19 protein-coding genes and 1 tRNA gene are annotated in these 13,959 nt (G+C 66.6%); 7 read left to right on the top strand and 13 right to left on the bottom strand.

Annotation, left to right across the window (positions count from 1 at the left end; genetic code table 11):
* Positions 1-48 precede the first annotated feature (48 nt).
* The 6 genes from LAQ73_RS08145 to gnd all read right to left on the bottom strand — a co-directional run bounded on the left by LAQ73_RS08145 (position 49) and on the right by gnd (position 4,007).
* Positions 49-1,302, bottom strand: coding sequence for a hypothetical protein (locus LAQ73_RS08145; protein ID WP_224267786.1), 1,254 nt, complete (start codon positions 1,300-1,302; stop codon positions 49-51).
* 237 nt (positions 1,303-1,539) lie between these two features.
* Positions 1,540-1,612 (bottom strand) — tRNA-Arg (locus LAQ73_RS08150).
* Positions 1,613-1,727: 115 nt separating this feature from the next.
* Entirely contained in the window at positions 1,728-2,318 is a 591-nt protein-coding gene (locus LAQ73_RS08155; RefSeq protein ID WP_224267787.1) for a 2Fe-2S iron-sulfur cluster-binding protein, read from the bottom strand.
* Positions 2,319-2,440: 122 nt separating this feature from the next.
* On the bottom strand, positions 2,441-2,680 hold the full coding sequence (locus tag LAQ73_RS08160) for a YMGG-like glycine zipper-containing protein (protein ID WP_224267788.1): 240 nt from the start codon (positions 2,678-2,680) through the stop codon (positions 2,441-2,443).
* Positions 2,681-2,736: 56 nt separating this feature from the next.
* On the bottom strand, positions 2,737-3,024 hold the full coding sequence (locus tag LAQ73_RS08165; protein WP_224267789.1) for a hypothetical protein: 288 nt from the start codon (positions 3,022-3,024) through the stop codon (positions 2,737-2,739).
* An 89-nt stretch (positions 3,025-3,113) separates the two neighbouring features.
* The gene (gnd, locus tag LAQ73_RS08170) at positions 3,114-4,007 is read right to left on the bottom strand and encodes a phosphogluconate dehydrogenase (NAD(+)-dependent, decarboxylating) (RefSeq protein WP_224267790.1); all 894 of its coding nucleotides are present in this window, start codon (positions 4,005-4,007) and stop codon (positions 3,114-3,116) included.
* Positions 4,008-4,127: 120 nt separating this feature from the next.
* Between gnd and LAQ73_RS08175 the strand changes: the two genes are divergently transcribed.
* Both LAQ73_RS08175 and LAQ73_RS08180 read left to right on the top strand, forming a co-directional pair.
* On the top strand, positions 4,128-4,532 hold the full coding sequence (locus tag LAQ73_RS08175; RefSeq protein ID WP_224267791.1) for a CBS domain-containing protein: 405 nt from the start codon (positions 4,128-4,130) through the stop codon (positions 4,530-4,532).
* Between the two features lie 124 nt (positions 4,533-4,656).
* Positions 4,657-5,754, top strand: a complete 1,098-nt coding sequence (locus LAQ73_RS08180; protein WP_224267792.1) for an aminopeptidase — start codon at positions 4,657-4,659, stop codon at positions 5,752-5,754.
* A 211-nt stretch (positions 5,755-5,965) separates the two neighbouring features.
* On the opposite strand, the gene LAQ73_RS08185 is transcribed toward LAQ73_RS08180, so the two are convergent.
* Positions 5,966-6,325, bottom strand: coding sequence for a hypothetical protein (locus tag LAQ73_RS08185; RefSeq protein WP_224267793.1), 360 nt, complete (start codon positions 6,323-6,325; stop codon positions 5,966-5,968).
* Positions 6,326-6,411: 86 nt separating this feature from the next.
* Positions 6,412-7,143, bottom strand: coding sequence for a DUF5806 family protein (locus LAQ73_RS08190; protein WP_224267794.1), 732 nt, complete (start codon positions 7,141-7,143; stop codon positions 6,412-6,414).
* Positions 7,144-7,297: 154 nt separating this feature from the next.
* Between LAQ73_RS08190 and LAQ73_RS08195 the strand changes: the two genes are divergently transcribed.
* The 3 genes from LAQ73_RS08195 to LAQ73_RS08205 all read left to right on the top strand — a co-directional run bounded on the left by LAQ73_RS08195 (position 7,298) and on the right by LAQ73_RS08205 (position 9,073).
* Positions 7,298-7,666: a universal stress protein gene (locus LAQ73_RS08195; RefSeq protein WP_224267795.1), complete on the top strand. Its 369-nt coding sequence runs from the start codon at positions 7,298-7,300 to the stop codon at positions 7,664-7,666.
* A complete protein-coding gene (locus LAQ73_RS08200) occupies positions 7,663-8,196 on the top strand; it encodes a GNAT family N-acetyltransferase (RefSeq protein ID WP_224267796.1) in 534 nt (177 codons plus the stop codon). The genes LAQ73_RS08195 and LAQ73_RS08200 overlap by 4 nt, the downstream gene beginning before the upstream one ends.
* A gap of 118 nt (positions 8,197-8,314) precedes the next feature.
* On the top strand, positions 8,315-9,073 hold the full coding sequence (locus LAQ73_RS08205; protein ID WP_224267797.1) for a creatininase family protein: 759 nt from the start codon (positions 8,315-8,317) through the stop codon (positions 9,071-9,073).
* A gap of 16 nt (positions 9,074-9,089) precedes the next feature.
* Here LAQ73_RS08205 and LAQ73_RS08210 read toward each other — a convergent pair whose 3' ends face one another.
* Entirely contained in the window at positions 9,090-9,542 is a 453-nt protein-coding gene (locus LAQ73_RS08210) for a universal stress protein (protein ID WP_224267798.1), read from the bottom strand.
* 119 nt (positions 9,543-9,661) lie between these two features.
* On the opposite strand from LAQ73_RS08210, the gene LAQ73_RS08215 reads away from it, so the two are divergent.
* Positions 9,662-10,099, top strand: a complete 438-nt coding sequence (locus LAQ73_RS08215) for a universal stress protein (protein ID WP_224267799.1) — start codon at positions 9,662-9,664, stop codon at positions 10,097-10,099.
* Positions 10,100-10,197: 98 nt separating this feature from the next.
* On the opposite strand, the gene LAQ73_RS08220 is transcribed toward LAQ73_RS08215, so the two are convergent.
* Positions 10,198-10,638, bottom strand: coding sequence for a CBS domain-containing protein (locus tag LAQ73_RS08220; RefSeq protein WP_224267800.1), 441 nt, complete (start codon positions 10,636-10,638; stop codon positions 10,198-10,200).
* A 272-nt stretch (positions 10,639-10,910) separates the two neighbouring features.
* On the opposite strand from LAQ73_RS08220, the gene LAQ73_RS08225 reads away from it, so the two are divergent.
* The gene (locus LAQ73_RS08225; RefSeq protein ID WP_224267801.1) at positions 10,911-12,152 is read left to right on the top strand and encodes a DHH family phosphoesterase; all 1,242 of its coding nucleotides are present in this window, start codon (positions 10,911-10,913) and stop codon (positions 12,150-12,152) included.
* Positions 12,153-12,194: 42 nt separating this feature from the next.
* Here the strand turns inward: LAQ73_RS08225 and LAQ73_RS08230 are convergent, their stop codons facing one another.
* From LAQ73_RS08230 to LAQ73_RS08240, 3 genes are all read right to left on the bottom strand, one after another.
* The gene (locus LAQ73_RS08230; RefSeq protein ID WP_224267802.1) at positions 12,195-12,917 is read right to left on the bottom strand and encodes a cupredoxin domain-containing protein; all 723 of its coding nucleotides are present in this window, start codon (positions 12,915-12,917) and stop codon (positions 12,195-12,197) included.
* A 126-nt stretch (positions 12,918-13,043) separates the two neighbouring features.
* On the bottom strand, positions 13,044-13,481 hold the full coding sequence (locus LAQ73_RS08235) for a DUF5807 family protein (RefSeq protein ID WP_224267803.1): 438 nt from the start codon (positions 13,479-13,481) through the stop codon (positions 13,044-13,046).
* A gap of 56 nt (positions 13,482-13,537) precedes the next feature.
* The gene (locus LAQ73_RS08240) at positions 13,538-13,915 is read right to left on the bottom strand and encodes a hypothetical protein (RefSeq protein ID WP_224267804.1); all 378 of its coding nucleotides are present in this window, start codon (positions 13,913-13,915) and stop codon (positions 13,538-13,540) included.
* Positions 13,916-13,959: the final 44 nt, after the last annotated feature.

The raw sequence follows: 13,959 nt of genomic DNA on the forward strand, positions 1-13,959 counted from the left end.
TCGTAACGTATCGCTGCCACGGGTGAAGGACCCGTCGAGAGCCGCAACTCAGGGGCCGAACGTCAGCGGTTCGCGCAGTCGCCAGACGTCGGTCTCCGGTTCGAGTCGGTGCGGTTCGGCCCCTCGTTCGGTGAGGATACCGGCGTGGTACAGCATCGCCTTCAGCTGGAAGACGGTCGGCGAGTGAAAGACGTTCCCGTCTCGCAGCGCTTCAACTCGAAGACCGCCCTCCTCGTCCAGCACTCGGCGGCGCGCCTCGTCGGTTCCGCGTACGAACAGTTCCACGGTGAACGTCGGGTGTAGGACGTGCACCCACTCGACGAGGTCGAGAAGCGACGGGTCACGGATGCCGTCGTCGTGCATCGTCTGCAGTTCCTTGACTAACAGTTGGGTCGCGGGGTACGCCCAGACGACGCGTCTGGCCACCAGCCCCCACTCGGGAGCGAGGTCGCAGAACCGCTTTCGAGACCCTCGCCAGTCGTCGAACGTCGCAAGCGCGGCGTCGACCGAGTCGTAGCGGTGCAGTGCGAACCGAACCACCTCCTCGCCGAGCGACGTGAGTTCGGTGCGGTCGGGCCGTTCGTCAGTTAGCCCGAGAAACGCCGCTCCTCGCCGGGCGTCGGTCGTCGCCCCGACGACGCGCTCGGCGAGTATCTCGTCGGTGACGCCGTCGTGGTACAGCGCGAGCGGAACGCCGAGGTAGTTCTTCGGGTGGTTGAGACCGAACGACTTGTCGGCGACTCCCTGTGCCGTGGCCTGAAATCGGATGGCCGTCGCGTCGTCCGAGGTTCGATTACCGACGACGCGCGGGACCTCGAGGGGTTCGACGTCGCCGTCCACGTCGACGCCGAGGACGCCGACGTTGAGCTCGCGGGCGAGCGTTCGCACCGATTGCGAAATCGACTCGACGGGTGCCGCGACGTACACAGCGTTGGCCTCGTGGAGGCGGTCGTACGCCTGGACGACTCCGCGTTCGACGTCGACGGCCCCCGACCCGGTGTGGCCCTTCGCCTCGACGGCGATCAGTGGCGGTTGGTCTCCGAAGCGCTCGACGGCGAGTAGCTCCGGTTCCAACGGACGAACGCCGACGAGGTCCGGATAACCGGAACCCAACCGAACGTGGTTGAACGGCGCGAGACGCTCGCGCACCGCCGACGAAATCGGCTGGCCGGGGAGCCACTCGTCCATCGCGAACTGCGTGTCCACGACCGAGTAGGTGTCCGGCTGAGTTGGGTCGGGAAAGAGACGGCGCTTGGCGTGGACGAGGACCTCCGGTTCCGAGAGCGGTGCCGCGCTGGCCATAGGTCGTCATCTCGGATGATGTGTATGAATGGAGGTGTTTTGTCGCTCGGAGCGGGGAGTCTGTGTGAGGGTCGTACGACTGGTCGATGGCGCCCGGCGAGACAAACCAACGGCACGGTCTGTCCGTGGACGTGTCGCTGTCGCTCGTCGTTTCGTGGAAACGGCCAAAACGGACCCGACGGGAGTGAACAAACGCGAAGCGTTTGCGAACTACGTCGGGGGAGTGAGCAAAGCGAACGGACCCGACGGGATTTGAACCCGCGACATCTTGGTCCGGAACCAAGCACTCTGTCCACTGAGCTACGGGCCCTCACCGCAACGTACACGATAACTGGCTATAACGGTTGTGCCCTGTCTCTCGGTGGCGGCGCTGTCGTCTCTGTAGTCTCTCCAGAAGAACGAAAATCGAAAGCGTTCGTCGCCGATTACGGCGCGGTGCCGGTCTCGATGGTGAAGTCAGCGCGCGGGTAGGCGACGCAGGTGAGCGTGTAGCCCTCTTCGAGTTCGTTGTCGTCGAGCATCTGTTGGTTGTCGTGGACGACGTAGTCCTCGGAGTTGCCGCCGGAGGAGATCTGGCCCGCACAGGAGACGCACTGTCCCTGTCGGCAGGCGTACGGGAGGTCCCAGCCCTCCTCTTCGCCGGATTCGAGGACCGTCTTGTTGTTCGGGATCTCGATGGTCGCACCCTCCTTGACGAACTCCACCTCGAAGTACTCGACTTCGTCCTCGGGGATGTCGGCGGGACTCGAACTCTCCTCTTCGGCAGCACCCTCTTCGAGTTCACCTTCCTCGCCTGCCGTCGCACCGCCGACGGCGACGGCACCGCCGCCGCCGATAGAGCGGTTCATCGGTTCGGGGAAGTCCGTCTCGGGGACCGTCGACGCGCGCTGTTCGAGCACCTCTTGGGAGATGTCCGCGGTGGACGTCCACCCCGTCCCCTTCGAAAAGTGCATCGCGACGGCGAGCGCCGTCAGCGCCGCGCCCAGTCCTACCGCCACTGGGTCGATCAGAGCCATATCGGCGGCTACGGAGTACTGGTTTACAACAGTTGTGATTCCACCGACGGCTCACCCACTGTACGGCCGCTCTCGGGGACTCTGCGCGACGAGACTCGAAGTCGACTCTCGCTGCGGGCCGACTACTCCAGTGGAATCCGTTTGAGTTCCTCCTCGCCGCGCTCTTTCACCCGGTCGAACTGGCTTCGAGCGGTCACTTGCGTCTCGCCGAACGTCGCCCCGACGAGTGCGCCGATGGCCGCGCCCGTACTGGCGGCTTTCTTGCTCAGTACTGCCCCGACCGCGCCGCCGATAGCTCCGCCGATGGCCGCGTACCGAACGCGGCTCAGGACACGGTGGAGACGAACGGATAGTTTGCCCATGGGCAAGCATACGCCGCCGGATTAAATAACGCTGTTCTCAGTCCGTCGCCGTGACTTTACGGACTCGCTGCCGATGGCGAGACGGCGTGCCGTCGTCGCGCAGTCGCGGTCCGACGCGCCTCGACCACTCGCCCGAGCAGTTCGTTGGCGACCGCCGGCGCAGCGCCGATGAGGCCCGCACCGAACGCCAGCCCGTACCAACTGAGCGCCCCGCGCGGAGTCAGCTGCACCGCGTAGAGCGCGACGACTGCCGCCAGAAGCGTCGCCGCCGCGAGCGCCACGCCGTATCCGAACAGAAGCCCCGCTCTGCGGAGCTGTTCCATCCGTCCGAAACCCGATATCATAGTTCGTTTCTCCTCCTCGGTAGTACGCTCGCCGAGGAGATAGCCTCGCGCTCGCGGTCCGCTCTACGGACCGTCCCTCCCCGAGACACTCACTGGCGGGTGACTTCGTGGCGGCCGAAGCCGTAGCGGAGTCGGTTCGCCAACCGCCGCGAGAACCGCCCTTCGTTTCGGCTGTCGAAGCGCTCGGCGAGCGCCTGGTAAATGAGCGGCACCGGAACCTCCTGTTCGAGCGCCTCCTGGACGGTCCACGTGCCGGTCGACCCGCCGGCGATGTGGTCGGCGACGTCGCCGAGGTCCGACCCTTCCTCCGCGAACGCCTCCTCGCAGAGTTCGAGCAGCCACGAGCGGATGACCGCGCCGTTGTTCCACGTCCGCGAGACGGCTTCGAGGTCGAGGTCGTAGCGGCCGTCAGCGAGGAGTTCGAAGCCCTCGCCGTACGCCTGCATCAGCGCGTACTCGACGCCGTTGTGGACCATCTTCACGTAGTGGCCCGACCCCGATTCGCCCATCCGGTCGTGGCCGTCGGGGCCGGTGGCGACGGCGTCGAAGACGGGCGTCAGCTCGTCGTACGCCCACTGCGGGCCGCCGACCATGAGCGAGAAGCCGAGTTCCGCGCCCGCGGGGCCGCCGCTGGTGCCGCAGTCGAGGTACGCCGCCCGACACGCCTTCGCGCGCTCGACGGAGCGCTCGAAGTGGGAGTTGCCGCCGTCAACGACCACGTCGTCGTCGTCGAGATACGGGTCGAGGTCCGCGAGCGTCGCGTCGACGGCGTCGCCGGCCGGCACCATCAGCCAGATGCGCTTCTCGTCGCCGAGTTTTTCGACGAGGTCTTCGACGCTCTCGGCGGGGTCCGCGCCCGCCTCGGCGGCGGTCTCTATCGCCCGTTCGTTGAGGTCGAAGGCGACCACGTCGTGGCCCGCGGCGACCACTCGTTCGACGACTATCTGGCCCATCCGACCGAGTCCGATGACGCCCAGTTGCATGGTCGGAGGTTTATCGGAGGGAGGTAAGGGGTTGTGGTTCGCCGGAGCCGCCGGAGTGCGTCTCGTCGTCGGCCGCAGCGTCGCTGGACTTACGCTTCCCGCACCCGTACAGTCCTCGACATGACACTCACAGACATCCTCGACGCGACCGTCGCCACCGCCGCGCCGACGACGCCTGTCGGCGACGTGACCGCCGCGATGCGGAGGAACTCGCTCGAACTCGTCGCCGTCCTCGACGAGCAGCGACCGCTCGGCCTGCTGACGCCCGCCGATATCGGCCGCGCGTACGTCGCCGGCGAGGATCTCGACGACAAGACCGCCAGCGACGTCCTCTCGGGCGACCTCGTCACTGTCCGCGAGTCCGAGGACCTCTCGGCGCTGGTCGCACACCTCGCAGACGAGAACGCTCGTCGCGCCGCCGTCGTCGACGACGCGGGCGACTTCGTCGGCGTCGTCCGATTGGAAGACGCGCTTGTTCAGTACGGCGAGGATTTGACTCGGATTCTGTCGATGTTCGACGGGTGACGGAGGCGGCGGCCGGAGGCGCTCGGGGAGGTCTGTCGGAGCGTCGCGTCGGACTGAGGGCGTCCAGTCGCGGCCGCGGCGCGGAACCGGAGTCTCTTACCACCCGCCCGCCCTCCGGACGCGCATGGACGAGAGGGTACGCGAGCACGCCGAGGTGCTCGTCGACTGGAGCGCGCGCATCGAAGCCGGCGACGACGTTATCGTCAGCGTCGCCGAGGACGCCCACGACCTCGCCGTCGCCGTCGCCGAGAAACTCGGCGAGCGCGGCGCGAACGTGGTGACGCTGTACGACTCCGCGGAGGTGTCGCGGGCCTACCTGAAGAACCACGACGGCGAGTTCGACGAGGACCCGGCGCACGAACTCGCACTTCTGGAGAACGCCGACGCCTACCTCCGCCTCGGCGGTGGCCGAAACACGACCGCGACGGCGGACGTGCCCGGAGAGACCCAGCGCGCGTTCGCCCGCGCACGCGAAGGACCCCGCGAGGCGCGGATGGACACCGACTGGGTGGCGACTGTTCACCCGACGCGCTCGCTCGCCCAGCAGGCCGGGATGGCCTACGAGGAGTACCAGCGGTTCGTCTACGACGCCGTCCTCCGCGACTGGGAGTCGCTCGCCGACGAGATGACGCAGATGAAGGAGGTGCTCGACGCCGGCAGCGAAGTCCGAATCGAGAAGGAGCAGACCGACCTGACGATGTCCGTCGAGGGCCGGACCGCCGTGAACTCCGCCGCCTCCGTCGCCTACGACTCGCACAACCTCCCGTCGGGCGAGGTCTTCACGGCTCCGTACGCCACCGAGGGCGAGGTGTACTTCGACGTGCCGATGACTATCCAGAGCAAGCGTCTCACCGACGTCCACCTCGCGTTCGAGGCGGGCGAGGTCGTCGACTTCAGCGCCGGCCAGAACGAGGGCGTGCTCGCGGACATCCTCGACACCGACGAGGGCGCGCGTCGCCTCGGCGAACTCGGCATCGGGATGAACCGCGGCATCGACCGCTTCACCGACAGTATCCTCTTCGACGAGAAGATGGGCGACACCGTCCATCTCGCGGTCGGCCGGGCGTACGACTCCTGTCTCCCCGAGGGCGAAGCGGGCAACCAGTCGGCGGTCCACGTCGACATGATCACCGACATGAGCGAGGACTCGCGGCTGCTCGTCGACGGTGAAGTCGTCCAGCGAAACGGAACGTTCCGGTGGGAGGACGGCTTCGAGGGGTAGTTAGTCTCTTTTTGGTGCAGATTTTTGCCGAGCGAGTCCCACGAGCGAGGCAAAAAGGTGCAACGGAACGTTCCGGTGGGAGGACGGCTTCGAGGGGTAGTTAGTCTCTTTTTGGTGCAGATTTTTGCCGAGCGAGTCCCACGAGCGAGGCAAAAAGGTGCAACGGAACGTTCCGGTGGGAGGGCGGCTTCGAGGGGTAGTCGTCCGCGCCCTACCGACTCCCGTCGTTCGACTCGTCTTTGTCGACGTTGATGCTGAGCGGTCCGCTCCGGTCGTTCTCTTCTTGGTCGCCGCCGAGGAGCCTCGACCGGAGGTCGTCGGTGAACGACTGGACCTGGTCGCGGACGGTCTTGACCTCCTCTTCGAACCGCTCGACCGTTCGCTCGACGTGATACACCCGCGTCGCCGGGATTCGGCGGACGATGTCGCGGCCCTCGTTGTCCTCGCCGACTTTCACCAGCCAGTGGTCCTGGAAGTACGCGACGTGTTCGTTCTGGACGTTCTGTTCGATCGTCTCGCCGTCGGGGTCTTCGTACACTATCGTCGCCTCTCCGAGCTCTTTGTCGACCATAGGTAAGAGTGAGCGCCCAGACACGAAGTAGTGTGGGTCGCCGCGAGACGGTCGGTGTCGCTGACGCGCCGAGACGCGGCTCTCGACTACTCCTGTTTCGGTTCGTGGACGTGCCCACACTCGGGGCACTCCACCTCTTCGGCACGCAGCTGGGCGCTCGACTGGCGGACCTCGCGCATGACGCTCGAAATCCGCTCCTCGGCGTCGAGTTCCTCGGCGACCGCCAAGTCGACACCTTCGACCTCCAGGAGGAACTTGGCGATTTCGGTCACCTCGTACATCGTCTCGTCCAACTCTTCGGCCGTGAAGAAGCCGCTCATCGCGCCGTAGAGGAACGTCGCGCCCGACTTCTTCACCTTCCCCTCGAAGGAGGCGCGGGCCTGGTTGACCGCCTGCGGGGTGTACGTGTCGGTCATGAAGGGCACCAGGCGCGGGAGGTTCTCGCCGATTTTCGTCATCTCGACGCCCGTCTCGGTCCGGAAGTCCGCGCAGAGGCGGGCGATGGCCCACTCGCGGGCGGTGATGTACGTCCGGTCCCGAAGGAAGCCGTTGACGCGGTCGTACTGCGCGCCGTCCATCTTCTTGAACCGGGCGTACTTCTGGACGTCTTCGGGGACGTCTTCGGCGGCGGTGTCGTCGACGGGTTCGTGGGCGTCGATGGGGGCGTCGCTCGCCTCGTCGGTCGCTGCTGCGCCGTTTTTCGTCTCGCTCTTCTCCGTCTCCGCCGCGCGTTCGTCGGTCTCGACTGCCTCGTCGCGCGCGCCGTTTTCCGTCTCTCGCTCGGGCGACTCCGAGGGCGTCGCGGGGTCGTCTGCCATACTCCGCCCTTGTGAACCGGGTACAAAAGGGTTGTCGGCGTCGGCCGAGCGTCGGATACCGGCGGCCCGGTCGGGCGGCGTCGGAGGCCCACGGGCGACCAACCGCCGATTTCGGCGATAACTGTTTTGGCTTCCGCCTGCAACTGCCCCCCATATGAAGGTGTTACTGGGAATTGGCGGGAGCGAGGACTCGTATCAGGCGCTCGAACGCACGGTGGAACGAGCGGTCGCCGCGGACGACGACCTGACCGTCGCCATCGTCGAGAACCCGAACTCGGAGGCGACGCCCGAAGAGATCGAGACGCGCGTCCGCGAGCAGTTAGAGAGCGCCGCCATCGACGCCGAGATTCGGCACGTCGAGGGTGACCCCGGCAGCAGCCTCGTCGACCTCGCCGAGAGCGGCGGCTTCGACCAGCTCGTCCTCGGCGGCGGCCAGCGCAGTCCGATGGGCAAGATCAGTATCGGGGGCATCGCCGAGTTCGTGCTCCTGAACTCCCACAAGACGGTGAAACTGGTGCGATGAAGCGAGAGCGTCTCTACCCCGACGAACCGGCGGGACCGTTCGACGCGCCGCCCATCGAGTTCGAGGACCGCGAGGGCCGCTCCATCGAGATTCGCGCCTACGACCCCGACGGCGACGACTACGAGCGCCTCGTCGAGATGTACGCCGAGTTCGACCCCGCCGACCGCGCGCAGGGCATCCCGCCGGGCCGCGAGGAGCGCATCCGGTCGTGGCTCGACACGATTCTCGACTCGGACTGTCTGAACGTCGTCGCGTGGCACGGCGACGAGGCGGCGGGCCACGCGACGCTCGTCCCCGACGAGGACGCCTACGAACTCGCCATCTTCGTGCTCCAGACGTACCAGCGCGCCGGCATCGGCACCTACCTCATGGAGGCCCTCCTGGGACACGGCCAGACCAGCGGTGCCGAGAAAGTGTGGCTCACCGTCGAGCGGTGGAACCGCGCGGCCGTCGCGCTCTACAAGAAGATCGGCTTCGAGGTGAGCAACGCCGAGAGTTTCGAGTTGGAGATGGCACTTCGACTGAACTGATCCGACACTGGCCGAGAGACGGCCGAGAGACGATAGAGGGGTCTCGCAGCGCGCTTTCGCCGAACGCGTTCTTCCGAGAAGCGTACGACTAAGCACGTTACCGCATAGCACTCTGTGTATGACGCGCACATCCGACGTGCTACTGGAGAACCGGACGTGGACGGACGTTGAAGACGCACTCGAAGCGGGGACGCGAACCGCGATCATCGCCGTCGGTTCCGTCGAACAGCACGGACCGCACCTCCCGCTCATCATGGACACCCTCGCGGGCGACGAGCTCTCGCGGCGCATCGCCGAGAAACTCGGCGACGCCTTCGCCACGCCGACGATTCGCCCCGGCTGTTCGGGACACCACATGGAGTTCCCCGGCACGATTACGGTTCCGCCGGAGACGCTGATGGAGTTGATTCGGTCGTACTGCCGGTCGCTGGACACCCACGGATTCGAGCATCTCGTGCTCGTGCCGACCCACGGCGGTAACTTCGCGCCGGTCAACACCGTCGCCCCCGAGCTCGCGCGCGAGCTCGACGCGAACGTCGTCGCACTCGCAGAGCTCGACACGATGATGGAACTGATGAACGAGGGTCTGCGCGAGGCGGGCGTCGAGTACGAGGAACCGGTCATTCACGCAGGCGCGGCGGAGACGGCGATGGTGCTGGCCGCCGCCGAAGAACTCGTCCGAACCGACCGACTGGAACTCGGCCGCGAGGGCGACATCTCCGTCTCGCGGCTGCTCAGCGACGGCTTTGCGGCGATAACGGAGAACGGCGTCCTCGGCGACCCGCGGGAGGCGACGTCCGAGGCCGGCGAGGCGATCTTCTCGAAACTGACTGACGCGTACGTCGACCGAATCGAGGCCGAACGCGACGCGGTCTGATTCGGGCCGAGACGGCTCAGACCGACAGTACGGGCTGACTCGCGTACAACAGCACGTACTCGGCGGCCTTCTCCAGCACTTCGCCGGGGTCACCCGAGACGGGTTCACGCGGGACGACGATGAAGTCGGCGTCGAGTTCCTCTGCGGTGTCGAGGACCACGCTGCCGGGATGGCGGGTCTTCACGTTCGTCGAGAACCCGTAGGCCGTCGACGTGGCCACCTCGACGTCACTCGATTCGGCCATCTCTGCGACGTTGTCGGTGAACGCCTCCGTCTCGGTGGCGATCTCGTCTTCCTCGACGGCACCGGTTTCGATTGCGCGGGCCATCTCCTCGCCGAGCACGTAGACAGCGTGGACGGCAGCGCCGTACTGTTCGGCGATGCCGATGGCGTACTCGATGGCGACAGTCGACTCGTCGCTCCCGTCGACCGGTACCAACACGAGGTCGAGTTCCAAGGGCGTCGTCATACCCCTCTCTGGGCGGGCCTGCCTCAAAAACGCTCCCCCCGCGCGGACGCGAACGTACACCGCCCCGCGTTCGCTCGGTCGCGCGTGGTTTTATGCCGTGCCCGGGCGAACCCGGCGATATGTTCGACACCATCGTTATCGCGACAGACGGCTCCGAGAGCGTCCGGCGCGCGGTGGCCGTCGCACTCGACTTCGCGGAGACGTTCGACGCGACGGTTCACGCACTCTACGTCGTCGACAGCGGGGAAGTCGACTCGTCGCCGGAGCGACTCCGCGAGGAGATGCGCGACGCGCTTCACGAACGCGGCGAGGAGGCGCTCGAAACCGTCCGCGCGGAGGCGGCCCGCGACGTGACCACCGCCGTCCGCGAGGGCCGCCCCGCGGCCGTCATCGGCGAGTACGCCCGCGAGCACGACGCCGACCTCGTCGCCACGGGGACGCGCGGCCGCCACGGCGAGAACCGGTTTCTCATCGGCAGCGTCACCGAACGCGTCGTCCGAACCTGCCCGGTTCCCGTGTTGACCGTGCGACAACTCGACAGCTCGGAGAGCGCCTGAGCCGCGCGTCGGCCCCGTACCGGACGCGCTGTTCACCTCCTCTCCTCTCTTTTCCGACCTCTCGTCTCTCGGCGTCGACGTCCGCGAGTCGTCCGCCGCTACTCGTCGTCGACGAGCAGCTCGACGACAGGCGCGTCGGGTTCGTCGCGCTCTCGCGCCGCGAGCAGTTGCCACCGCGTGACGACGCCGGCGAGGCGGTCTGCGTCGTCGACGACCAACACGAACCGCTCCTCGGAGTCGAGCGCGCGTTCGAGACACGTTTCGGTCGGAACGCTCGCCCCGACGACCAGCGGCTTCTCTGGGGTGAGGTCACCGACCGTCTCGGGCGCCAGCGGGTCCGCCTCGTCGCGTCGCACCTGTCGCGGACTGTACACGCCGAGCGGCCGTTCGCCGTCCAGTACGACGACGCACCCGCTCGGGTCGAGTCCGTCGGCCAGCGCGGCCAACGGCGTCCGCTGCGATACTCCGTAGACGGGTAACCCCAACGTCGGTTCGCCCGGCTCTCCGCCGGGTCGACCGCCCTGCACACTCTCTGACATCGGTTCTGCCTTCGGACTGTCAGACGTTAGTTACTGACTGGCTACTGTTTGTGTCAACGAATGCTTTATCTCCCGTTTGACGCGTGGCGGTCGCTCGCGGTACTCTCGAAAATCCGATGCCGAGGAGGCGGTCGGACACGCGCTTCGCTTCTGACAGTGGTAGATTCGGCTCGGGTGTGATCGAATCGCGGGGGTTGAGAGATTCTCCGGCTTCTGCTCGCCGACGCTCGCCAAATCACCGCCGTTTTCACCTCGCCGCACTTCGGTCCCCTATGGACGACGACCTCATCGACTCCGGACTGCTCCCCCTCTCGCGGAAATCGCTCCTTCCCGGGACGGGCTTTTTCTACCCCGACTCGCTCGACGAAGAGCGCGCCGACGAACGCGTCAAAGAGGCCGTCGAGGGCGCCGAAGCCGTCGTCGTCGCCGACCTCGACGCCGACGGACTCGGCTGTGCGGCGCTGATTCGAGAACTGTACGACGCGGCGCTCGACCCCGAACCGTTCCTCGCGGATATCGAACGCCGTCTCGAAGACGACGATCCCGTCGCCGACAAGGAGGACGAAGACGAGGAAGCCGACGAAGACGCGGCGCTCGACTCGTCGGTAGCGCTCGTCGGTGCCGGGCCGCACAACGTCGAGGACGCGCTCGAACGCGTCGCGGAGTACGCCGACGACGGTATCGACGTCTACGTCTGCGACCTCTGCCCCGACAAGTACGAGTACGTCGAGGAGGCGCTCGAATCGCTCGTCGCTCACGTCGACAGCGTCCGGTGGTTCGACCACCACCAGTGGGGCGACGACGTCGCGGCGGCGGTCCGGGAAGCGGGCGTCGACCTCGTCGTCGGCGACTCCGACGAGGAGTGTACGACCGACGTGGCGCTTCGCTCGCTCGACTACGACTTCTCCGAGCAGTTCGAGGAACTCGCCGCGGTGACGCGCGACCACGACCTCTGGATCCGCGAGGACGCCCGAAGCGACGACCTCGCCGACTACGCCTACTGGGTCGGCAACGAGGAGTACGTCGCCATCGTCGCCGCCTACGGCGCGGACCTCCCCGAGCAGGCGCTGGCGTACGTCGAACACCGACGCGTCGAGAAAGGACAACTCATCGAGCTCGCCGTCTCGCGGGCGGAGTTCAAGCGCGTCGGCGAGTGGACCGTCGGCGTCACCTACGGCCGCTGCTCGCAGAACGAAGTCGCCGAGGCGCTCCGCGAACAGGGTGCCGACGCCGCGGTCATCGTCAAACCCGCCGGGAGCGCGAGCATCCGCGGCTCCGAGAGCTTCGAGCGCGCGCACGAAGTCGCCGCCTACGTCGACGGCGGCGGCCACCCGCGCGCGGCGGGCTGTAAGCCCGACATCTACGACGACATGCTCGACTACGCGAACCACTGGAGCACGCAGGGCAGCGCGGCGAAACGCGTCATCTTGGCCGCCTTCGAGCGCGTCGCCGAAACAGCCGAAGAAGAGGAAGAAGCGGAACCCGAAGACGAAGGCGTCGAGACCGAACTGTGAGGCGTCGAACGGCGCGACGCGATTAGCTCGGGCTCTCGCCTCTCACATCTGTAGGCGCTTGCTCTCTGGGTCGAGGTCGCTCCACGAGACGCTTCCGGCGTCGACGATGGCGTCGGGGTCAAGCGCGGGGTCGGCGAGCACCGTCGCCGACGTCTGGAACGGCGGCCGCAGTTCGCCGTGGGCGGGGTCCTCCATCGACACCGGGTCGGCGCCGGGGCCGCTGGCTTCGCCGACGACGGCGCGGAACGCCATGCCGTACGGTTCGTGCGGGGCGCAGTAGAGGTCGTAGACGCCGGGCGTCTCGAACCTGTAGAGCCAGTACGTGCCTGCGCCGAGCACGGGCGAAGAGATCGCGGGTACGCCGTCGGGAACGCGCTGGGTCCGTCCGAGCTGCGGGTGGTAAGCGGTGATCGTGTGGTCGGGCGTCCCGAGCGTGAACTGGACGACGTCGTCCGGTTCGACGAGGAGCCCGGCCGGTTCGAAGTAGAACTCGGGGACGGGCGCTCCCTCCCGGGGAGCGATGAGCAGTTGGACCTCGTGGTCCGGCTCGACGGGCGGGGTGGCGTCCAACGAACGACCGACGTATCCGAACTGCGCATCGAGTTCCTCGCCGGAGTCGGTCGCCTGCGGGCTGTCGGCCTCCGCTTGCGACACGCAACCAGCGGCCGCGACCGCCGCCCCGACTCCGAGCGCCGCTAACAGCGAGCGGCGCGAGAGGGACCCATTACTGTCAAATCGTTTGTTGTTCGGTCTCTGCGAAGACATGAGACCTGCATACTCCTTCAGAATATGAACTTTTCTCTTTCAATATTAATTCTGTGACACACTTTGGTGGCGCTTCCCGACGGCTTCCCAGGTCGGACGGTCGTCGGCTCACCGCCTGCCGACTCGCTACTCGACGACCCAGCGGTCCGAGTACGACTGCCCGCATTCGCACTGCGCGTAGGCGTGAATCACGTCGCCTTCGGCGTAGATGCCGCCGACTTCCTCGTTTTTCGCCTCCGCGAACGCGAAGACGAACTTGACGCGGTGGTCGTCGGCTCCGCTTTCCGCTTCACCTTCGGCGGCCGGACACTCCCCGCCGCTCAGATCGTCGGCGATGACTCCCTCGTTGCCCATCGCACTCTGTGCGAACTCCATCGCTTTCATCCCGGTTCCGGCGGCGAACAGCTGTCGGCCCTTGTCGCCGGGCTCGACGAGTACGACCCCGCCGTCGACCGTCTCGCCGTAGTTTGCGATTTTTCCCTGTTCGTCGAGGTAGTCGTCGGTCAGAAACAGCGCCACGTCGTCGAGGCGCTCGCCGGCGAAAAACTCCAGTCGGTCGCTCATGCAATCGTGTCGGCTCGCCAGCGGTAAAAAGCGCGTGACTGCGAGTCGCCAGTAGGTTACGCGACTGGGCCGTCGTTCCGTTTGTCGTGTCCGCGGTTACCGCCGTTTCCTCCGCCGCCGCGTCGCGCCCGATACGCCCACGCGACGAACCGGAGGAGGCGGGCCACCAACGCCGCTTCGAGAAACAACAGTGCGAGCGCGATGGTGTAGAACGACAGTCCGCTGCCCAGCCAGGGGAGATAGAGGTTGCGAACGGCCGATGCGCCCAGGACGGCGAGATACCCCGGCAACCAGACGGGATATAGGATGGCGTACAGCGGTTCGACCAGCCAGCCTTCGGAGACGGGAATCCAGACGAGGAGGAGGAACGCGAACGCGAGACCGGTCGAGTGGTCACGCACGGTTCGACGGAAGGCCGGCGAGAGTACTTCCATAGCTACTGATTGATTCACTGACAACATAGCTCTTCGTGCCGGTC

The organism is Haloprofundus salinisoli (assembly GCF_020097815.1).
Lineage (GTDB): Archaea > Halobacteriota > Halobacteria > Halobacteriales > Haloferacaceae > Haloprofundus > Haloprofundus salinisoli.